At 69.4% G+C, this 18,267-nt stretch carries 21 protein-coding genes and 4 pseudogenes; 12 read left to right on the forward strand and 13 right to left on the reverse strand.

Annotation, left to right across the window (positions count from 1 at the left end):
• Positions 1-261 precede the first annotated feature (261 nt).
• Positions 262-731: pseudogene (locus ACZ60X_RS41565) on the forward strand (TspO/MBR family protein).
• Positions 732-834: 103 nt separating this feature from the next.
• On the opposite strand, the gene ACZ60X_RS41570 reads toward ACZ60X_RS41565, so the two are convergent.
• Positions 835-1,131, reverse strand: a complete 297-nt coding sequence (locus tag ACZ60X_RS41570) for a hypothetical protein (protein ID WP_469610624.1) — start codon at positions 1,129-1,131, stop codon at positions 835-837.
• Between the two features lie 534 nt (positions 1,132-1,665).
• On the opposite strand from ACZ60X_RS41570, the gene ACZ60X_RS41575 reads away from it, so the two are divergent.
• Positions 1,666-1,884: a LexA family protein gene (locus ACZ60X_RS41575; protein ID WP_469610625.1), complete on the forward strand. Its 219-nt coding sequence runs from the start codon at positions 1,666-1,668 to the stop codon at positions 1,882-1,884.
• A complete protein-coding gene (locus ACZ60X_RS41580) occupies positions 1,881-2,081 on the forward strand; it encodes a hypothetical protein (protein ID WP_469610627.1) in 201 nt (66 codons plus the stop codon). The genes ACZ60X_RS41575 and ACZ60X_RS41580 overlap by 4 nt, the downstream gene beginning before the upstream one ends.
• Positions 2,082-2,089: 8 nt before the next feature.
• Here ACZ60X_RS41580 and ACZ60X_RS41585 read toward each other — a convergent pair whose 3' ends face one another.
• The 4 genes and pseudogenes from ACZ60X_RS41585 to ACZ60X_RS41600 form a co-directional block, all read right to left on the reverse strand.
• The gene (locus ACZ60X_RS41585; RefSeq protein ID WP_469610629.1) at positions 2,090-2,326 is read right to left on the reverse strand and encodes a hypothetical protein; all 237 of its coding nucleotides are present in this window, start codon (positions 2,324-2,326) and stop codon (positions 2,090-2,092) included.
• A gap of 272 nt (positions 2,327-2,598) precedes the next feature.
• A pseudogene (locus ACZ60X_RS41590) lies at positions 2,599-3,078 on the reverse strand (formylglycine-generating enzyme family protein); the annotation flags it as partial.
• Positions 3,062-3,479, reverse strand: a pseudogene (locus tag ACZ60X_RS41595) (integrase); the annotation flags it as partial. The pseudogenes ACZ60X_RS41595 and ACZ60X_RS41590, both read right to left, overlap by 17 nt.
• Positions 3,480-3,941: 462 nt before the next feature.
• The gene (locus ACZ60X_RS41600) at positions 3,942-4,397 is read right to left on the reverse strand and encodes a DUF4232 domain-containing protein (protein ID WP_469610631.1); all 456 of its coding nucleotides are present in this window, start codon (positions 4,395-4,397) and stop codon (positions 3,942-3,944) included.
• Positions 4,398-4,472: 75 nt separating this feature from the next.
• Between ACZ60X_RS41600 and ACZ60X_RS41605 the strand changes: the two genes are divergently transcribed.
• The 6 genes from ACZ60X_RS41605 (at position 4,473) to ACZ60X_RS41630 (ending at position 9,067) form a co-directional block, all read left to right on the forward strand.
• On the forward strand, positions 4,473-4,805 hold the full coding sequence (locus ACZ60X_RS41605) for an SRPBCC family protein (RefSeq protein WP_469610632.1): 333 nt from the start codon (positions 4,473-4,475) through the stop codon (positions 4,803-4,805).
• Complete coding sequence (locus ACZ60X_RS41610) at positions 4,805-5,011, forward strand: hypothetical protein (RefSeq protein ID WP_469610634.1); 207 nt, start codon at positions 4,805-4,807, stop codon at positions 5,009-5,011. The genes ACZ60X_RS41605 and ACZ60X_RS41610 overlap by 1 nt, the downstream gene beginning before the upstream one ends.
• Positions 5,008-5,232 (forward strand): MarR family winged helix-turn-helix transcriptional regulator, encoded by a 225-nt coding sequence (locus tag ACZ60X_RS41615; RefSeq protein ID WP_469610636.1) that lies wholly within the window; start codon positions 5,008-5,010, stop codon positions 5,230-5,232. Before ACZ60X_RS41610 ends, ACZ60X_RS41615 begins: the two co-directional genes overlap by 4 nt.
• A gap of 106 nt (positions 5,233-5,338) precedes the next feature.
• Positions 5,339-6,508 (forward strand): IS630 family transposase, encoded by a 1,170-nt coding sequence (locus ACZ60X_RS41620; protein WP_469610638.1) that lies wholly within the window; start codon positions 5,339-5,341, stop codon positions 6,506-6,508.
• A gap of 147 nt (positions 6,509-6,655) precedes the next feature.
• Positions 6,656-7,774: a YncE family protein gene (locus ACZ60X_RS41625; RefSeq protein WP_469610640.1), complete on the forward strand. Its 1,119-nt coding sequence runs from the start codon at positions 6,656-6,658 to the stop codon at positions 7,772-7,774.
• Between the two features lie 375 nt (positions 7,775-8,149).
• On the forward strand, positions 8,150-9,067 hold the full coding sequence (locus ACZ60X_RS41630; RefSeq protein WP_469610641.1) for a cupin domain-containing protein: 918 nt from the start codon (positions 8,150-8,152) through the stop codon (positions 9,065-9,067).
• A gap of 182 nt (positions 9,068-9,249) precedes the next feature.
• Here ACZ60X_RS41630 and mihF read toward each other — a convergent pair.
• A pseudogene (gene mihF / locus ACZ60X_RS41635) lies at positions 9,250-9,561 on the reverse strand (integration host factor, actinobacterial type); the annotation flags it as partial.
• A gap of 236 nt (positions 9,562-9,797) precedes the next feature.
• Between mihF and ACZ60X_RS41640 the strand changes: the two are divergent.
• Entirely contained in the window at positions 9,798-10,124 is a 327-nt protein-coding gene (locus tag ACZ60X_RS41640; RefSeq protein ID WP_469610643.1) for a nuclear transport factor 2 family protein, read from the forward strand.
• Positions 10,125-10,716: 592 nt separating this feature from the next.
• On the opposite strand, the gene ACZ60X_RS41645 is transcribed toward ACZ60X_RS41640, so the two are convergent.
• The 4 genes from ACZ60X_RS41645 to ACZ60X_RS41660 form a co-directional block, all read right to left on the reverse strand.
• Positions 10,717-11,127 carry a preprotein translocase subunit TatB gene (locus ACZ60X_RS41645; RefSeq protein WP_469610644.1) on the reverse strand — a complete coding sequence of 137 codons (411 nt, stop codon included), beginning with the start codon at positions 11,125-11,127 and terminating at the stop codon, positions 10,717-10,719.
• A 624-nt stretch (positions 11,128-11,751) separates the two neighbouring features.
• On the reverse strand, positions 11,752-12,477 hold the full coding sequence (locus ACZ60X_RS41650) for a hypothetical protein (RefSeq protein WP_469610645.1): 726 nt from the start codon (positions 12,475-12,477) through the stop codon (positions 11,752-11,754).
• Between the two features lie 185 nt (positions 12,478-12,662).
• Positions 12,663-13,067 (reverse strand): hypothetical protein, encoded by a 405-nt coding sequence (locus ACZ60X_RS41655; protein ID WP_469610647.1) that lies wholly within the window; start codon positions 13,065-13,067, stop codon positions 12,663-12,665.
• A 3-nt stretch (positions 13,068-13,070) separates the two neighbouring features.
• On the reverse strand, positions 13,071-13,199 hold the full coding sequence (locus tag ACZ60X_RS41660; RefSeq protein WP_469610649.1) for a hypothetical protein: 129 nt from the start codon (positions 13,197-13,199) through the stop codon (positions 13,071-13,073).
• Between ACZ60X_RS41660 and ACZ60X_RS41665 the strand changes: the two genes are divergently transcribed.
• A complete protein-coding gene (locus ACZ60X_RS41665; protein ID WP_469610651.1) occupies positions 13,185-14,663 on the forward strand; it encodes a serine/threonine-protein kinase in 1,479 nt (492 codons plus the stop codon). The two genes, ACZ60X_RS41660 and ACZ60X_RS41665, sit on opposite strands and share 15 nt — an antisense overlap.
• Positions 14,627-15,022 carry a hypothetical protein gene (locus ACZ60X_RS41670; RefSeq protein ID WP_469610653.1) on the forward strand — a complete coding sequence of 132 codons (396 nt, stop codon included), beginning with the start codon at positions 14,627-14,629 and terminating at the stop codon, positions 15,020-15,022. The genes ACZ60X_RS41665 and ACZ60X_RS41670 overlap by 37 nt, the downstream gene beginning before the upstream one ends.
• A 780-nt stretch (positions 15,023-15,802) precedes the next feature.
• Here the strand turns inward: ACZ60X_RS41670 and ACZ60X_RS41675 are convergent.
• The 3 genes from ACZ60X_RS41675 to ACZ60X_RS41685 form a co-directional block, all read right to left on the reverse strand.
• Positions 15,803-16,360 carry a class I SAM-dependent methyltransferase gene (locus ACZ60X_RS41675; protein ID WP_469610737.1) on the reverse strand — a complete coding sequence of 186 codons (558 nt, stop codon included), beginning with the start codon at positions 16,358-16,360 and terminating at the stop codon, positions 15,803-15,805.
• Positions 16,361-16,453: 93 nt separating this feature from the next.
• A complete protein-coding gene (locus tag ACZ60X_RS41680; RefSeq protein WP_469610655.1) occupies positions 16,454-16,897 on the reverse strand; it encodes a hypothetical protein in 444 nt (147 codons plus the stop codon).
• Between the two features lie 126 nt (positions 16,898-17,023).
• Positions 17,024-18,031 (reverse strand): glycosyltransferase family 2 protein, encoded by a 1,008-nt coding sequence (locus ACZ60X_RS41685; RefSeq protein WP_469610657.1) that lies wholly within the window; start codon positions 18,029-18,031, stop codon positions 17,024-17,026.
• Positions 18,032-18,267: the final 236 nt, after the last annotated feature.

The following is an 18,267-nucleotide window of genomic DNA, read 5'->3' on the forward strand; positions in this document are numbered from 1 at the left end:
CCAGCGCCTGCTGGAGAACCGCGTCCACATCGAACTCGTCCACCACAACCACCCGCATCCGCCCGACATGACCCCCTTGATCCACATTCTCCGCCATCGCCGTGTCAGCCAACGTCCGAAAGGGAACGGACTCGAGGCTGGCGTGATCACCGTCTGTGCCGATCCGCGACCTTCGGTACGCCCTGTGCGGGGTAGGGAAGCCGTATCAGCATGAGGCTGATCAGCGATCGGACAGGCCCAAGACGGGCGCCGGGACCGTGGATGCGCTACGGAGCCAGCGGCGTGGCAGTGGCCGCCGCGGCCGTGGCCGGAGCCGGCGCCGTCGACCCCGACAGTGCCTGGTACAGGTCCCTGCGCAAGCCTGCATGGCAGCCGCCGTCATGGGCGTCGGCGCCGTGTGGACGCCGCTGTACGCCACGATCACCTACGCCGCCGGCCACGCTCTGGGCACCGTCCCCGACCCGCGTCAGCGCGCCCGCCTGGTTAGCAGCGTGGCCGTCAATCTGTCACCTAACGCGGGGTGGAACTGGCTCTTCTTCGGTCTGCGCAGCCCCAAAGCCGGTCTGGCCGGCACGCTGCTGCTCAACCTCCGCAACGCGCAACTCATCCGCCACACCGCCCGCACCGACCCGCCCGCGGCTCGTGCGCTCCGCCCTATGCAGGCTGGTGCGCCCTTCGCCACCGCCCTGAACGCCGCCCTCGTCCAGCAGAACACCGGAAATGCACGGTGACTCTCCGCCCGCCCGAGCCGGAAGCCAGGTGGACGACGATCCGCTGCTCGCACCTTCCAGCGTGTTCTCGGAAAGGGCCGGCCTGGCGAGTGCTCTGTCACGGTCAGGGCGTATCGCCGGAGTAATAGAAGCGGCAGCTGACGCCGGGGCCGGGTCTGCAGGGTTCGCCGGGGCGTGGGTCGTACAAGGCGCGGCCGCCAGGCCAACGTCCGGGTTCGGTGGACAGGGCGACACCGTCGTCGACTTCCTCGGTCCGCCACCCGTGGATGTCCAGCAGCAGGCCGCCCAGCGGCCCGCCGACCAGTTCGGCGTAGGTCCGGTGTGGGAGCGGGCCGGGGTTGGGGTCGTCGTGTTCCGCGCCGTAGACCCGGCCGTTCAGCAGCTGCTCATCGCCGTTCATCTGATCAGCGTTGCAGCCGCCACCGACCGCGGGCTTGCCCAGGGCTGCCCTGGGCTTGCCCGCGTGGTCGGTGGCCGCGGCTTGCCCGGGTCAGGTGCGGAAGCGGGAGAGCCAGCCGCCGGCCTTCTGCGCGGCGGCCTGTTCCTCTGCCTCCTGGCGCGGGCGCATCCTGCTCCTGGCGCTCGCGTTCGTCGGCTTGGGCCTGCGCTTGTGCTGCGACGGCCCGGTCCTGGCATTCCTCGCACAGGTGCGGGTGTGACTGGCGCTTGCTCCAGTCCGGGGTGTAGCCGATCGCCTCCCACCTGGCGTCGGTGAACTTCTGCCCGCAGTCCGTGCACACCGGCCGCCGCGCCTCCCGCTCCGTACGGCGCCGCTGTTCTTCCCTGGCGGCCTGGCGGCGGCGGGCGAGGTAGGCGTCCCGGCGGGCGTTGCCGATCGCGTTCAGCAGCGGCTGGCGGTGGTCGCGGGTTGGGAGGCAGGTCGTTCACGTGTCTAGCTTGCACCCCAAATTCGAACAGGTGATCTATTCGAGGCGTGCGACAGGTCGACTACCTCACCGAGGCGCAGGAGCGCGTGCTCCGATGCATCCGCGATCACATCACCGACCACGGGGAAGCCCCGACAGCCGCCGAGATCGGGGCTGCGGCCGGCCTACGCAGCAACTCCTCGGTCCACTATCAGCTGGTCGAGCTGGAGGCGAAGCAGGCCATCGTCCACGAGCCCGGCCGGTCACGAGGAATTCGGCTCGCATGACGAGCGCCGACCGGTACCACCTCCTGCTCGCCTCCGGCGGCCGGTCGGTACAGCGCGGCTGGTGGAACAGCGAGGAGACCGCGCGCCGGAAGTTCACCCGCTGGATCGGCGAGTACGGCAGCATCCCGGACGCCCGCATCACCCTCACCGACGAGGGCGCCGACGGGGAGTTGGCCGCGTGGCCGGAGCCGGAATGACACCGGCCCTAGTCACCCGTCCCGGTGCTCATCCGCACGTACAGGCCCTGGCATTCGCCGAACCACTTGTGGCCCTCGGCGAGAGCGCGGGCGCCCTCGGTGCGCATCCGGTCACTCATGGGGATCACGCACGAGCGGACCACTTCCTGCTGCCGGTCCGTCCCGAAGTGAGAGGCCGCCAGTTCCACGCTCTTGGCCATGGCTGTGGCGGCATCGTTGACGGACTCGAAATCGGCTCCTGCCATCCCGTCGACTTCCCACGCCCATGACATTCGCACGCCCATACCGCCAGCGTAGGCGCGGGTGGGAGGATGCGGCCCGGCGTTGTCAGTGGCGGATCGCAGGCTGAACACATCATCAGCCCATTGCTCTGGCGCTGATCCTGCCCCGGCCGTGATGCAGACGCTGTTGGCTCGCAAAGGCCCTCGGCTGCCACGACAGGACCGCCACCCGCCTCGTCACGGAAGTCGGCGGAACCTGGAGCCGATACGCCCCTGGGGATCACGCACGGTGAGCATCAGTCCCTGACAGACCGTGCGATGCGAAAGCCCACGTCGTCGACTTGGAAGGTCGGGTGGCTACGGCGGCGCACGGAGGCCCGGCAGCTCCAGTGCTCGTCGAACCAGCCACCGCCGCGCAGCACACGATAGGTGCCATAGACCTCGGCGTCGTAGACGTCCCAGCACCACTCCCAGACGTTGCCGAGCAGGTCGTACAGCCCCCACGGGTTCGGCCGCTTGCCGCCCACGTCATGCACTCGCTCCTGCGAGTTGCCGCGATACCAGGCGACCTCGTCGAGCGGCCCGTAACGCGGTCCGGTCGTCCCGGCCCGACAGGCGTGTTCCCACTCGGCCTCGGTCGGCAGCCGGTACCCATCGGCGGACGGATCCGACGCGATGCCTTCGCCCTCGGCAGGAAGGCGGTAGGCGGGTGTGAACCCGTCCCGCTGCGACAGAGCGTTACAGAACCGGACCGCGTCCCACCAGGAAACACCCGTGCACCCGGCGGTAGCCCCAGGACGGGTTCTCCCGGGCCAGGCGCAGGATCAGGACGCGGATCGAGCGGACGGTGGGCGGCCGCCCGGGCCGCTTCGGCCGGCAGGTACGGGCATGGCGCTGCTTCATGAGGCCGCGGTGCCAGCGCAGCACGGTGTCGGGATGGACCAGCAACCGGAAGCCGGCACAGCACTTGGCGGGGCAGCGGCACCAGCAGAGCGGCGAGGAGGGTCCGGTCTTCCGGAGCGAACTTCACCCGGGCTGCACCGAGCTGCCGCTCAAGGACGATGATCTGGTGGCGCAGGGCGAGGATCTCCGCATCCTTGTCGCGATCGCTCATCGGCAGCAGCCGCAGCGCGGCGAACGTGTTGATGCCGGTCAGGTAGGCAGGACGCAGCAACACGAGCGCTCATCCTGCCGTACCGCCGAACAAGCCGCTGAGCTGCACGGATGACATTCTCGGCAGGCGCAAGGCCGGAGAGCTCGACGCGTCCGGGCCACGCAGCGAATGGACGGCCGGCGCGAGGGCGCGGCCGGGTCTTGCCGGCGGCAAGTTCAGTTCCTCGGCAGGGAGCGGAGTGAAGGTGTTTCAGCCGTGGCGGCTGATCGTGGTCGCCGCTCGGGCACACCGGGCGTCATGACAGATGACAGGCTCGGCAGACGGCCCGACTCGGGCCGTTCAACGCGCGGGCCCTCACGTGTGGACAGGCAGGGACCCCGTGATCCAGTCCAGCGCACAGCGCACCCCTCCGATGCATTCCCCCGTGCCGCCCCGTGAGACGGCACCCGGTAGACCATGGTCAGCGGTCATCGGTGCCATCACGATCGCACGACAATCGAACATACGCACAGCTTTTATTGCCGTCTACCGCGGACGCGGTGCGCCCACGTGAATGGTGTCGCAGAACACCGGGGTCACATGCCGGCCGTGCGGGTCGGTGATCTGCAGCGAAGCGCCATAGTCGGTGGACGCGGGGTGCGGTGGCAGCACTTCGATGCGCGGGGCGTCGTCGACCGGGATGGCACAGGAACCGTCTGCGGAGGGGGATGCCGGGTAGAAGAGTGGGAAGTCCACCGTTTCGGCATGGTTCAACACCATCCGGACCGGCGCCTTGGCTTTCGGCTCCGACCAGACGGCAGGGCCTTTGCCGACGTACGCCTGCACCTTCGGACAGCCATCGAAGGCACAGGGCGCGGCGCTGGTGTTGGTCGCGCTCAGCAGAGCCGTCGGCGCCTTGCTCGGCTTATGGGTGAAGAGCGTCAGCTTCCATCGCAGCTGCGCGGTCCCACATGCGGCTCCCGCCGAGGCCGTGGGGGACACACTCGTCCGTCCCCCGCCGGGGGTCGCCGCCGTCGCCCGGGACGACGGCCCGGCGCCCGGCTTCCCGGCGTCCGGATGCGCTGGACCGCACGCCACGGCAGCCGCCATCACCGTACGTTCGCGGCGGGCACGCAGATCACGATGACGCCGCCCGGGGACGACCCGGTACTGCTGCGCATCGCCGAGGCGGTCGAAGACGAACTATTCGTCGACGAGGCGCGCTTCAACGGCCTGCTGCTGCGCACCATCCACCGGATCGACCGGATCGACCAGGACCGGATCCGCGTGGCGTACCGGATGGAGATCACCGGCGCCGGCGCCGACGAGGCCGGCCCGCAGATCGGCCCGGGCATCACCGCCGACTGGCCCGAGACAATGGCCTCGCTGGCCGAGCTGGCTCTGAGCTGATGCCCCTCAGCCCCGGCGACAGCCCCGGATTCCTGCTGTGGCACGCCACCCTGCGCTGGCAGCGCGACATCGCCACAGCCCTGACCCCGCTCGATCTCACCCACGTTCAGTTCGTGCTGCTCGCCTGCACCTGGTGGCTCAACACCCAGGGCGAGCATCCCAACCAGCTGGCCCTCGCCCCCAAGCCGGCACCGACGTCAAGATGACCTCCCAGGTACTACGCATCCTGGAACACAAAGGACTCATCGAGCGTGAAGTCGACCCGGCCGACACCCGCGCCAAACGACTGCGCGTCACCGACACCGGCGCCGACCTGGCCCCACGCGCGATTGCCGCCGTTGAGCGCGCCGACGCGCGGTTCTTCCAACCGGTGCCCCTCGACGACGCGGTAGCCCTGCTCGGCCGCCTGGCCCATCCCGAAACCTGAAACGCCCTCACCGACAACTGCAGGCCACCGAACCCGAACCCACCGGTCGGTGGCATCTGCAACAGGCCGGCCCCACCGCCCCAAAAGGAACGGCCGCCCTCCTCTCATGCCTGTCACCCCCGCCGTGGCCGTCGTGCTGACCGCCTCCGAGCGCCACCGGCTGAAGAAGATGGCCTATGGTCACACGACACCGCATCAGGCCCGGCAGCGGGCAACCATCGTGCTTCTGGCGGCCCGAGGCTGCCCCAACGCCCGGATAGCCGCGCAGACGCGGATGCACGTGGACACGGTGCGCACCTGGCGGGGCCGGTTCGCCGCCGGCGGCCTGCCTGCCCTGCCCGACCGCAGGCGCTCGGGGCGACCGCCCTCGTTCACCCCGCTGCAGGTCGCCGAAGTCAAGGAGCTGGCCTGCCAGTTACCCGCCGAGACCGGGACCCCGCTGTCACGCTGGTCGTGCCCGGAACTGGCCCGCGAGGTGGTCGCCCGGGCCATCGCCCCGGCCATGTCGGCCTCCACCGTGCACCGCTGGCTCAAGGCCCACGCGATCAAGCCCTGGCAGTACCGGTCCTGGATCTTCATCCGAGACCCGAGCTTCCAGGCCAAGGTCGCCCGCGTGCTGGACCTGTACGCCCGCACCTTCGACGGCGAACCCCTGGGCGAGGACGAGTACGTCATCTCCAGCGACGAGAAGACCTCCATCCAAGCCCGCTGCCGCTGCCACCTGACCCTGGCCCCGGGCCAGGCCCGGGCGATGCGCGTCAACCACGAGTACGGCCGCGGCGGCGCGCTGGCCTACCTGGCCGCCTACGACGTCCACCGCGCGAAGGTCTTCGGCCGCTGCGAACCCAAGACCGGCATCGTCCCCTTCATGAACCTGGTCACCCAGGTCATGAGCACCGAGCCCTACGCCAGCGCCAAGCGCGTCTACTGGGTCGTCGACAACGGCTCATCCCACCGCGACCGAAAGGCCATCGCCCGCCTGACCAGCGCGTTCCCGAACGCGGTCATGGTCCACACCCCCGTCCACGCCTCCTGGACCAACCAGATCGAGATCTTCTTCTCGATCGTCCAACGCAAGGTCGTCTCACCCAACGACTTCACGGACCTGGCCCAGGTCCGGAACCGGCTCCGAGCATTCGAAGACCGCTACAACGCCACGGCACAGCCGTTCCAGTGGAGGTTCACCACCACCGACCTGGACGATCTGCTGGCCCGACTCGACCGACACACCCTCGCCGACCGACAAGAAGAATCCTCCGTCGCCCTGGCTGCCTGATCAACCCCGAAGGACTTCGAGAGCCGACCACTAAGACACGCTCACGTGGCTCATTGTGTTCGAACGAACACATACTGTGCTTGTGGGTATGGAGCGGGGGGCAGACCTTGAAGCGTCCCAAAGTCGCGTGGAAGGACGCTTGGTTTCATGGCTCACCGCAAGGTGTATCTCGCCGTCGGCAGGACCAGCACCCGGATCTACCGCTTTGACCCCATCGACGGAGACACCCGCGTCGTCGACAACGTTGCGCCCTACGCGAGCGGCTACACCGCCATGGGGGCGCAGTACCGCGGCGACGACACCGAGCCCTTGTTGCTGGCGGTGAGCCGCAACAAGCTCATCACCATCGACGTAGCGGCCGGCACCCTGAAGGAGCAGGTCATCGACGGACTGCCGAACGGTCCCTGGTTCGACGGCGACATGGACCCCGACGGCAAGACACTCTTCGTCGTCAGCAACCCCGACACACCCAGCTACGCCATCGATGTGGCTACCGGGAAGATCACGTCCCGTAACGCACCGGGAGGCGGCCGGTGGGACGACTTCGCCTACCACCCCAAGGACGGCCGGCTGTACTCGGTGGAGGGCGACAACGGCGACCTGCTGCTCATCGACCCGGACCGGCAGCCCATGAAGACCGTCCTCAAGCAGGGTGTCTTCCCGCCCGCGCAAGCCAGCGCCGCGGCAGGCTCACGCAAGGCGTACGCGGCCACCTTCTTCGACCAGGACGGCAACTTCTACGCCGTCGACTCCGCGGGCAACGTCAACCACCTCGATCTGACCACAGCGAAGATCCCCGACCACTCGCAGCGCATCGGACGGGGGACGGTACCGGTCGGCGCCCTGGAGATCGTGAACGGGGCCGGGCGCATCACCCCGCTGCCCGCCCCGCCCAGTTACGACGAGATCGTCGTGACGAAGAAGTTCAAAGGAACATGGGAGAACAGCGAGCCCCGGGGCAGGGTCTACAGCTTCGACCTCACGCTCACCGCCGTCAGCAAGGACAGCGGCACGGCGGAGGACGTCAGAAAGTTCCGTATCTCCTTCGACCTGCCTACGATCAAGGGTGCGAAGGCCGAAGCATCCGGCGTTGAGGTCATCGCTCAGGACGGCAAGGCATACCTGAACTCGGTGGGCGACCAGTTCCTCGCCGCAGGCACGGCCCGGCCGATCACCGTGCTGATCACCGTGCCGGGCGACCCGGCTCACCTGCCCCGGGAATACCCCCTCGACGGCCTCAGGGCCACGCGCCTGCCCAGCCACTGACTCCACCGCACGGGACAACGCCTGCAGAGCGCGAACCGAAGATGCATGGCGTCACCTCGCCCGCCGGCAACCCCTGCCTCGCAACGACGGGCGACCCACGGCGTCAGCAGCCCAACCGATCCGCACTTCTTGACGGATCAGAGGAAACGTTCACGGGCCGTGGAGCGCATCGGCTCGAAGACGACACGAGCTGACCTGCTTCTTGCGCAGGCGAGCCCGACCCCGCGTATGCGTCCATCCGCCGGACGGGATTGCGCCGCCACGTGCACGCGAGTGCGCCGGCCCCGAGCAGTCGCCCGTCCAGTCCAACCCAAGTTCGGCGCGGCGCGCCCGTGCGCGCTGCCCCCGGCACACACGAACACGAAGGAGCCCCTCATGAGCATGACCGCCGCCCAAACGCCCGCCGGGCAACCGGGATACGGTGATGCGAAGTATCCCTTCCACATCACCAAAGAAGAAGAACGGCAGTTGCGTCTCCAAGGCGCCGAGGCCGCCCCGTCGCTCGTGGTCGGGCAGGCCACGTCCTTCGACGAGTACGCCCGCCAGCTGATGATCCCGCCGGCCGTCATGGACCTCGCGCGCAAGGCCGAGGACCTGCGCCTGTCGGCGTGGGAAGTCGAAGCCATGCGCAAACATCTCGCCCCCGCCACCGAACCCGGCGAGAAGGTGGGACTACTGCGGCAGATCCTGGTGGAGAAGTACAGCCACGACCAGTCTCACCCGCCGTACATCCGCGTCGCCTGCACCGGCCGGGGCGACTACGACCACCTGGCCGCCGAACACGGCCACCTCCACCCCAACGACCACCCCAAAGGCGACATCGGCTCGCCCGTCGTCCTGGAGATCTGGCCGGCGCAGCACTACTCGCCCATCCATTCCCACGGCCACACCACCGGCATCGTCTTCTGCCTCGCCGGCCAACTCGACGTCATGGTCTACGAGCACCTCAACTGGAACGCCCGCAAACTCGGCCTGATCACCCTCACCCCCGGCCAGTGCGCCTGGCTGTCCAAGGACAACTACGCCGTGCACCGGGTGTACTGCCCGATGGACGGCGGCGGAGGCACCACCGGCCCCGGCTACATGAACGCCACCGCCGACTTCGGCGCCAGCTTCCATGTCTACCTCAACCCGGAGCAGACCGGCATCCAGGACGACGACGGCAACAGCTACAGCCGCGACGCCTTCGACTACATCGATGAGGAGTCCAAAGAGCGGCGCGTCTTCGCCACCGAGTCCGACCTCTCCTGGAGCATTCTGCGCCGGGTCCTGGCCAACACCCCGCTGTCCTGAGTTCAGCGAAGGGGTACCGCACTCTCCAGCGTGGCTGCGTCCGTCGCTACTCGACCAGGCGAACTACGCCGACGCTGTCCATCCGCAGCAGGGCCCAGACCCGCGTACCCCACGGGCGTACGCGGCGACCAACAGAACGGAGGACCCGGCGTCAGGGCCACGTCCCCATGCGCCGGGGCGCCGGGCTGCGTCGCGAACCGTTGGAGAAGGCGGTCGCGCTGCTGGATGCCCAGGCCGCGTACGCGCCGACGCTCGGAGACCTCCATCTCCGAAAGGAGCTTCTGGGCCCGCACCTTGCCGATGTCGGGGAGCGATTCGAGCAGGGCGCGGACCGTCATCTTGCGTATGGCCTCGGAGTCACTGGCCAGTACCTCGGCCAGGGACATCCTGCCGTGCTTGAGAGCGTCCTTTGTCGCGGCCCGCTCCTTGCGCGCGGCGGCGGCCTTCTCAAGAGCAGCCCGGCGCTGTTCGAGACTGAGCGGGGGCAGAGCCACTGTACGACAGACACGAACGACCCCATCATGTCTACGAGTCAGGGGCTTTGACCAGCAGGTATGAGGACTTTCAAGGATTCGCCACCGATCTCGGCCGGCCCTTCACCGCGACCGAAGCCTGGCTTCAACCTGCCGCGCAGCCTGGCCTCCCTTCACCGACCACGTCCACCTCGCCACGGGCGACCTGCGCGCCTACCCTGGACGGCGGTACGCGGCACGTCGCATGATCACATCTCATGACGGACGCTCAGGAGATGGTCGAGCGGCAACTCGCCGCGTACAACGATCACGACATGGATGCCTTTGTCGCCACCTACGCCGGCGACGTGCGCGTGCGTCTGCGTGATGGGACCTGCCTGCGGGGGCGCGACGCTCTACGGGAACGGTATGCAGCCCAGTTCGCCGAAGGCCGGTGCCGGGCGGAGATTGTCGGCAGGCTCACCGAGGGCGAGTGGGTCGTGGACCACGAGATCGCCCACGGGCTGGGCGACGTTCCCCTTCGTGTCCTGGTCGCCTATCGCGTGCGCGCAGGGCTCATCGACCGCGTCAACTTCCTCGGCTGAATCAGCGCCCCGCGGATGTGAACTGGGCTAGACCCGGTAGAAGTTGAATAGCAGACGACGTGGCGCCAACGGGCCGGCCGTCCACAAGACAGACCAAGATCCTCGTCCGCCTATACCGACACGCCGCCCACGCAATGCCCCGGACCCGCAGACCTGAGCGGACTCGACGACGAAGAATTCCCGAGCGCACGAGCCCGCCTTTCCGGGCCGGCGGCGTGCGCCCTCGACCCCGCCAGGAGCTGGGGTGCTGGCTCTCAGCACGAGAGCGGAGGGCGAGGCAGCGGTGCCCTCCCCCCTCCCAACGTCGCCCCGAACGGGTGATGGTCCCGGCACGGGGGCGGGCCTAGGCTGACAGCCGGGCCTCGTAAGGGTTCGGGGCCTCCCCACGGCCTGCGGGCTCCGGCCTCATGTTGTGAGGTCGGAGCCCGCAGGGATGTACCGCTTGCTTCGCAGATGGCCGGAGCGGATCTGCTGCGATCGGCCGCACAGGCGGCTGGTCGTCTTGCCGTCACGCGGGAAGTGCCTCCCCGGCGCAGCGCTGGGCCCTATGCGTGCCTGCTGCTGGAGGCTGCCCTCGTGGTCCGCGTGGTGGTCACACGCAGATGCTCAGGGCGCAGACGCCGACGTTGACCGGCAGGATGGTGATGCCGAACTGGCTCAGGTAGGTGTTGACGACCGCGGTCTGCAGCGCGGTGAGCTGGGTGGCGATGGGGGCGTTGACGTTGTTGTCGGCGACGTTGGCGAGCGCGACCTGCAGGTCGTTCAGCTGGGTTCCGTTCAGGACGTTGATGTCGTGGACGTTGACCGTGGTGTTGTCGAGCACGTTGTTGACGGTGATCAGTCCGGAGCAGGTGACCGTGTGGTTGGAGCCGCCGCCCTGGTTGGAGCAAGTGTAGGGGTGGCTGGTGGCGGGGCGCTGCTGCTGCGCCGCCGCGGGTGCGACCGCCGCGCCGGTCAGGGCTGCGGTAGCGGCGACGGCGGCGGCGAAACGAGCAAGCTTCACGGGTCGTCTCCTTCATCCAGGCCACTGGCCTGTGCCGGTGGCACGTGTGGTGCGGGACGCTGGAAGTCTTCCGCCGTAAGCAGCCCAGGCCCAAGAAGGATTTCGGCACGCCGGACACGCCACACGAACGACACGCCTGCCAACCGAATGGCCGCTGGTGGGAGCCTGATTCATCGATGAGCGCCGTATTGAAAGCTGTAGGTTGCTTCTCGGCCCCACTCCCTGACCTTGCAGGCAAAACCCCAGACCGCGGTGCTGCACCACCGGCGGGATGACGCCACGCTTGCGCACGTCAACCACGTCCCAAAACGCCACGCCGCCAGGCGAGGAGGTCCCGCGTCCCGTCGCACACCACACGCCCGCAACCTGTGGGTGGAGGAGCCTGACCCGGGGCATCGGGCGGGCCGGCCACCGCGTGACGCTGGGGGCGCGCCGTCGTTGGACAGCGCGACTCCAGACAGGGCCCCGGGGATGTCATGGCTCACCCGCCGGGGCCCGAGGTGTATCCGGCTCAACTCGCAGGGGCAAGAGCACCATCGCCAGCATGAAACAGGCAGGCGCGTCACCGAGCCCGAGCCCCGGTCGCTGTCTCCAGCCGCCCTTTAGCCCCTGTCGGCCGGGAATTCAGGGGCCGAGCACGACCGCTGGGACCTCGCGCTCCAACACGGCCAGCGCCTTGGCGTGGCCCCCCACGGCGTCGTAGTCAAAGGTGAAGGTCACCACCCGGACCCGGACCTGGTCGGCCAGCGGCTGGACCAGCTCCCACTGCCGTATCCGCCGGGCGGGGCGGTTCGGCAGGGGCGCCTCGGTGTCCTGTCCCAGGCGGACGGTGATGGTGGTGTCGTCATCGGTGACGTCGTCGATGGTGAGGCGGACGATGCGGCTGACGGGCTGGGCATAGAGGAGAACGAGCGCGGCAACGATCCGGCTCCGCAGCGGCAGGGAGTCGTCGTTGAGGGTCCGCCGGAGGAGGGCGAGTCGGCGGTGCTGGGGCAGCGACGCCTGGTCCTGGGTGATGGCCTGGGGTGGAAGGGTGAGGCGGGGCATCCGGCCGGTCCTCATGCACCAGCGCAGGAAGGTCTGGGCCGGCCGCCGGGCGGCCGGCTTCTCGGTGTGCCAGGCGTCGAGGTCGGCCTGCCGGCAGTCCTCGATGGTGCGGCCTCGGTCGGCGAGCCAGGCAAGGAAGGCGCCGGCCTGGGTGGTCTCCTGCTTGGCCTGGTGGGTCTGGGAGCGTCCCAGCGGCCTCTTCGCCGCCGTGGCCCGCAGGCGTCGCATCTGGTGCCAGGTGGCGAAGTGCCGGAGAAGTCGGTGGTGTTCGGCGTCCTCGATGGCGGCGAGCCGTTCGGTCAACCAGCGCTGATAGAGCAGGATTTGACGGTCGACGCGTGGAAGGACGCCGCTGTCCATGAGCAGGTCGCGCAGGTGGTGGACGGTTCGCCAGGGTGCTTCCGGGTGCAGCCCCTCGTGAGTAAGCGGGATGGTGCCAGCGGCCAGGCCTCGTAGCAGTCGGACGACGTTGGGGTTGCGGAGCCAGATCAGGGGCTCTTGGGCCGGTCCGTCTCCAGCAGGGCGGTCACCAGCGGCAATAGTGGAGGGGCGACACGGCCGGTGCCGTCGTCGAGGAGGCGGGCGAGGATGTCGGCGAGGGTGCAGCGCTCGCAGAGGCGCCCACCGAGCAGGAGCCCCTCGAAGCCGCAGCGGTCGCAGAAGAAGTCGCGGCTGATGCCCGCGCAGTCGCGGCAGATCGGTGTGCCGGCGGTGTCCAGTCCGGGCAGCAGCCGGTCGGCTCGGCAGCGGGGGCAGCAGCCGCGGACGCGCATCGCGCGGTCGTAGCAGGTCCGGCAGATCGGGCCGTCCGACCAGTCCGCCGACTTCGCCGCCCGCCGACCGCAGCGTGCGCAGTTGCGGACGTGCCACCGCTCGTACTCCTCCGGTGTCATCGCTCACGCCTCGGGCGTCAGCCGGACCCGTGTGGGTCGGCGGGCGGCCAGGTTGATCGGCGCCTCCTCGCCGACGGCCCGGCGGGCCGGGAGGTTCTGGGCCGAGGTGGCGATCAGGTGCAGGGCTATCACGTGGTCCCCGTGGTCGACCACGACACCACCGGCACCATGCCCTGGCTCGCCTGCCGCTACGTGCCCGGCCTGGCACTGAACGAGACACTCACCCGGTTCGGCCAGCTGTCACCGGTGGCCGTGCTGCAACTGGTCGGCTGTGTCGCCGAGGCACTGCGCGCCGTGCATGCGGCCGGTGTGATCCACCGTGACCTGAAGCCCAGTAACATCCTGCTCGGCACGGACGGCCCGTGGGTGACCGACTTCGGCATCGCCCGCGCCACCGACGGCACCCAGCTCACCATGAGCGGCGGTCTGATCGGCACCCCCCAGTACATGTCCCCCGAGCACGCCCTCGGTGAGACGCTCACTCCGGCCACCGACGTCTTCGCGCTCGGCCTGATCGCCGCCGTCGCAGCCACCGGCCGCCACCCGTACGGAGGCAGCGGCGCGATCACCCTCGCCACTCAGATCGCCAACACCGCGTTGCGGCCGCCGGATCTCGCCGGCTATCCGGCCGTAATCCGGCCGGTGCTGGAGCGCTGCCTGGCCGCCGACCCCGCGTCCAGGGCCACCCCCGCAGAGCTGGCCGAGCTGTGCGAGGAGGCGGCAGGCCGTTCGCTGCGCGACTTCGACGGCTGGCTGCCCACGGCACTGACCACGGAGATCGCCCAGCGAGAGGCAGCCGTCCAGCAGGCCCTGGCGGCCGGGCCCACCCCGGCTCCGGGGTACACCCCGACCGTGAACACGGCGCCGCCTGGCTACACACCGACGGTGAACGCGGCGCCGCCCAGCTACACGCCGACGGTGAACGCGGCGCCGCCCAGCTACACGCCGGGTGCCACCGCAGGCCACCCCGGCCACACGCCGGCGCCGTCGGCCGCGCCAGGCGGCCGGGTCCCGCCGGGCGATGCCCAGCCCGCCAATCGCCGACGGCTACCGCTGCTCATCAGCGCGGCCGTCGCCCTGGTCGTGGCCAGCGGCCTGGTGTACGCATCGACCGACCATGGACAGAGCCCGAACACCTCCGCCGGCCAGCACCCGAGCACCGGCCGGGCTCCGGCGAGCGGCATCCCAGCGCCGGCCGGCAGCGGCGGCGGCACCAGGCAGGCGAGCCCGGATACCTCAGCCGCGAACGCGAAGGACGCCGCACCCGCTACACCCTCCGGCCGCCCCTCCGGCCGGACACGCGGCTGCGGCATCCGGCCGAGGCCGCCAGGGCAACACGACGGTGATCCTCACAAACGGCCGGGGCACGCCGCAACAGGCCACCCTCCAGTAGCGCCGCAGCCTCCGACCGCGGCTGGTGTGTCCGGGGCGTCAGACACGCGGACACCGGGGACATGCACATGGCCCCCGTGCGACGTGCCGGCCGCCGCGAAGGCCACGCCCGACACACGACCGCTCCTTACCCGCCCCCGCCGGTCCGCCCTGTCACGATCCGTCCCATGCAGCCACTGCCCACACCCTGCCCCGCCGCACTGATCCCCGACGCCACCGGCACCGAAGCCTTCCACCACGCCTATCGGCAGGCCATGGCACACCACACCGTCTTCGTCGCCATCGAAACCGAAAGGCGTCAGGGGTGGACCGTGAAGGCGGACACCCTCACCGCCGGCCCCGGCCACACGGTCGACGACACCGTGAACGAGGCCGTGCGCGCCGCGATCACCCGGCTGGTCCACAACCGCGAGGTCGACCTGGACGCCTACGCCGGCCCCGTCTACTTCATGATGCACAGCGTGCGCAGCGAACAACGAGCCCGCGAACTCGCCGCCGCACTCCACGCCGCCCTCTACGGCGACCTCGAACCCCTGACCCGCGCCGTACCTCCCCCTTCGTGACCCGGCACACCCGAGGTGAGAAGCAGCCTCTCAATACCTCGCGGTGCAGTCGATGCCGGTCAGCTCCATGTCGAGGCTGTGGGCGCGGGTGCCGCGCCCACGGAAGTACAGATCCAAGGCACCGCACAGGCCGCCGAACTACTCGACGCTGGAACCCCGGGCTGTACCGGGGGCTGCGCGCGGACCGGCCGTCCTTCCTCGACCGATGTGGTGAAGCCGGCTGGCGTCACCGCACTTACCGTCGCGCGCCGGAGTCTCGACACGGAGCGCATCGTGGCCGCGCCGCGCTGCGCCGCCGCAGGGTTCGGGCCCGCCCGGCCCGGGTGTCTGCCAGTAGGCGTTGCGCCTGGTGCTGCCGATGCCCAAGTGGAGGCGATCTGTGCTCTGTCAGGCGCTGGAGAGAGCTGCGATGAATGGCATCAGATCCGTTACGAGCATCTGACGTTCGGGCGCGATCCACAGAGCGCGATCTTCACCTTCATCATCCCGATCGTCGTCGAGGACAGCCGCGGTGGCCTGTGTCCTGGCATGGCACCGGGGTACAGGCCACCGCGGCCACATCAGGCGAGGACACCGATCGCACCCGTCCGCCCTCAAGAAATCGCCCGGTGCCGGCCAGCCCACGGTGCTCCCCGACGACCCGCGCTCGGCGCTCCGGCCCCGGCGAGCAGCCGCCCATCCGTGGCCCGGCACCCGCCTCTGCTCCACCGGCGGGGCGGGTGCCGCGGAGGCGGGCGCCATCGCGGTGCTGCGGGGGTGATCAGACGGCGCCCTGGGCGGTCACCAGGAGCGTGCCCAGCGCGGCGGGTCCGGGTGGGGCAGCACGCGGGCCGTGATGTTCGTGAAGCCGTGCCGTTTGAGGATGTCGGCCCACTGCTCGGCGCTGTACTGCCACCGGTAGACGGTCAGTTCGCTCTCGCGGCCCTGGAGCCACTTGCCGCTCATGCGCTGGGCGCCCCACTGGCCGGGGGCCGGCTCGCGGTGGGAGACGACGAAGACGCCACCCGGCGCGAGGCGCCGGCGCACGCGGGGGAAGAGGTCGTCGGGGTCGGTGAACCAGACCGCTCCCTGGGTCGAGTAGACGGCGTCGTACGCGCGCGGCTCCCGGTCGAGGTAGGCGCACGCTTCGGCCTGCACGAGGGTGAGGTTGGGCAGGTCGGACCAGAACCGGCGGGAGCGCTCAACCTGGACCGATGAGAAGTCGACCGCGGTCACCTCGATGCCGGCGCGGGCGAGGTGGGCGGCGTTCTCGCCTTCGGCCGGTCCGAGGTCGAGCGCGGTCCTGGGCCAGCCGAGGAGTTCGGCGCCGGACCTGGGTGGTCGGGGATGCCGGTCCAGTCGAACCGGGAGGCCGGCGGGCGCTGCTGGGGGTGCTCGCCGTGATTGGCAGTGGTGGGCGCGTCTGCGGCGACCGCGTTGAGGGGGCTACTGTCAGTCGAGGCCGCCGGTCTCTTCGATGTGTTTGACGAAGGCCGCCACGATCCGGGGGCGTGTGGCATCGGGGACGAGTGTGTCATCGAGGTCTTCCTCGATTCCCCATTCCGTGTTGAACATGACGGGGACGTCGGCTGGTACCACATTTTTCCTAAGCCACAGGGCAAACCGTGCTGCCAAGTGGGCGTTGCAGTCCAGGACGGACACGCCTTCAGGGACCAGGCTGGCCAGCCCTTCCAGGTCCTCGTCATCGAGAGTGATTCCGAAGCTCATCGATGCCCCGCGGATGGGTCCGCCGCTGTCATCGACACGGATGAATTCGTCCGCGTTCCGCTCCCGTAGCCGTGCTGCCAGTCCGTCGAAGGTCAGGCCCCGACTCTGCCCGTGGGGCGGGGTGAAGACGAACATGGTGCGGAGTTCCGCGATCTGTTCCGGTTCCATTGTGGTGCTTCCTGTGCGTGCCGGCTGAGCACGACACGTGGACGCGCTGACCCGGCCGTGCAGGGTGCGTTACATGCGGCGCCGCTCTGTCGGCGGCAGTAACGGTCGAAGTCACCCAGCCCGGGGCTACCGTCCGCGGACGGCGGCGCCCCGGGAGACGAGACTCCGCGCGCGCTGAGGGAGACTGGCGGCCTCCAGCGCACTGTATCTCCCGCTCGCCACGAGCTGGAACTTGACACCCTCCCGACCCTCGGGGTGCTCGTAGCCGTCGGGGAGGAACCGCCGGTAGTGCTCGCTGGCGCGTTGGAAGAACTGCGGGCGCTCGGAGCGGGAGAGACATCCCTCGAGATTGAGAAGGAAGAGGTAGTGACGGATCATACGAGTGAAGAGGAAGGGAGCCACAACCTCCAGGGCGCCGCGCTCCTCGAGCAAGTCGAAGCTGTCTTCGTACCGGCCGAAGACGTCGAAGTGGGTGCCGCCCGGTGAGCCTGCGGGGTGTTGAGTGTGCCGACGGCGGATCTGGACGCAGTTCCACTTCAGGACAGCGACCCGGTCGGCGGCGAGCATGGCACGGTGGACCACTGTGACCTCCTCGTGGAGACCGTCAGGGAACGCGAGTTCCTGCCGGATCCACAAGTCGCGGCGGACCAAACGGTCCCAGGAGTAGGCGGGAGCACCGAACAACTCGGGCTGGTCCGTCGAGGCGAAGGGCTCACGTCCCTGCCGGGCAAGCAGGCCGGCGGCGGCACCGGGCCATGAGCGGCCGCGATGGAGGCGAGTGTGCCCGAAGAGAAGAACATCCGGCTCGTCTGCCGATTGCAGCCGATCGACCATCGCCTGAAGCGTTTCACCCCCGATGATGTGATCGCTGTCCAGGAACAGCAGGTAGTCACCGGCGGCGCGCTCCGCCCCCGCGTTGCGTATCCGGCCGATGCCGGCGACGCCCGTCAGCCGCACGACCGAGACCCGCCCATCCCGCCGAGCATAGTCATCCACCAAGCCCGCAGGGCATTCAGCAGACTGGTCCAGGACCGCGACAACCTCCACGTCCCGGAAGGATTGGTTCAGTATCGAATTCAGGCAGACCCCCAGCTGTCCCTGAAGGTCGTACGCGGCGACTATGACGCTGATCATCGGCGTGAACTCCGCTCTAAGCAGTGCGAGATGAACAGGGGCGGGCCCGCCACGGGGGTAAACGGGCCCGCCCCTGTCTTGATGCGGCCCGCGTACCTCCCCCCGGAGAGCAGGCGGCGTGACCCCGACCGGGGTCACTGTGTTCAGCGCGTCCCAGGTCCTGCGTGTCACAGGGGGCGGCCCATCGTTACAAGATCACCAAGCTTGTGCTCGATCTCCTGCTGCTGACGAACGCG

The sequence above is a fragment of the Streptomyces sp. NPDC104106 genome, assembly GCF_055584345.1.

Bases quoted from the DNA above. Each gene is read 5' to 3' on its own strand.
- ACZ60X_RS41570 (WP_469610624.1), bottom strand. From the start codon at position 1,131: ATGAACGGCGATGAGCAGCTGCTGAACGGCCGGGTCTACGGCGCGGAA.
- ACZ60X_RS41580 (WP_469610627.1), top strand. From the start codon at position 1,881: ATGACGAGCGCCGACCGGTACCACCTCCTGCTCGCCTCCGGCGGCCGG.
- ACZ60X_RS41585 (WP_469610629.1), bottom strand. From the start codon at position 2,326: ATGGCAGGAGCCGATTTCGAGTCCGTCAACGATGCCGCCACAGCCATG.
- ACZ60X_RS41605 (WP_469610632.1), top strand. From the start codon at position 4,473: ATGCGCTGGACCGCACGCCACGGCAGCCGCCATCACCGTACGTTCGCG.
- ACZ60X_RS41610 (WP_469610634.1), top strand. From the start codon at position 4,805: ATGCCCCTCAGCCCCGGCGACAGCCCCGGATTCCTGCTGTGGCACGCC.
- ACZ60X_RS41615 (WP_469610636.1), top strand. From the start codon at position 5,008: ATGACCTCCCAGGTACTACGCATCCTGGAACACAAAGGACTCATCGAG.
- ACZ60X_RS41620 (WP_469610638.1), top strand. From the start codon at position 5,339: ATGCCTGTCACCCCCGCCGTGGCCGTCGTGCTGACCGCCTCCGAGCGC.
- ACZ60X_RS41625 (WP_469610640.1), top strand. From the start codon at position 6,656: ATGGCTCACCGCAAGGTGTATCTCGCCGTCGGCAGGACCAGCACCCGG.
- ACZ60X_RS41630 (WP_469610641.1), top strand. From the start codon at position 8,150: ATGAGCATGACCGCCGCCCAAACGCCCGCCGGGCAACCGGGATACGGT.
- ACZ60X_RS41640 (WP_469610643.1), top strand. From the start codon at position 9,798: ATGACGGACGCTCAGGAGATGGTCGAGCGGCAACTCGCCGCGTACAAC.
- ACZ60X_RS41655 (WP_469610647.1), bottom strand. From the start codon at position 13,067: ATGACACCGGAGGAGTACGAGCGGTGGCACGTCCGCAACTGCGCACGC.
- ACZ60X_RS41670 (WP_469610653.1), top strand. From the start codon at position 14,627: ATGCAGCCACTGCCCACACCCTGCCCCGCCGCACTGATCCCCGACGCC.
- ACZ60X_RS41680 (WP_469610655.1), bottom strand. From the start codon at position 16,897: ATGGAACCGGAACAGATCGCGGAACTCCGCACCATGTTCGTCTTCACC.
- ACZ60X_RS41685 (WP_469610657.1), bottom strand. From the start codon at position 18,031: ATGATCAGCGTCATAGTCGCCGCGTACGACCTTCAGGGACAGCTGGGG.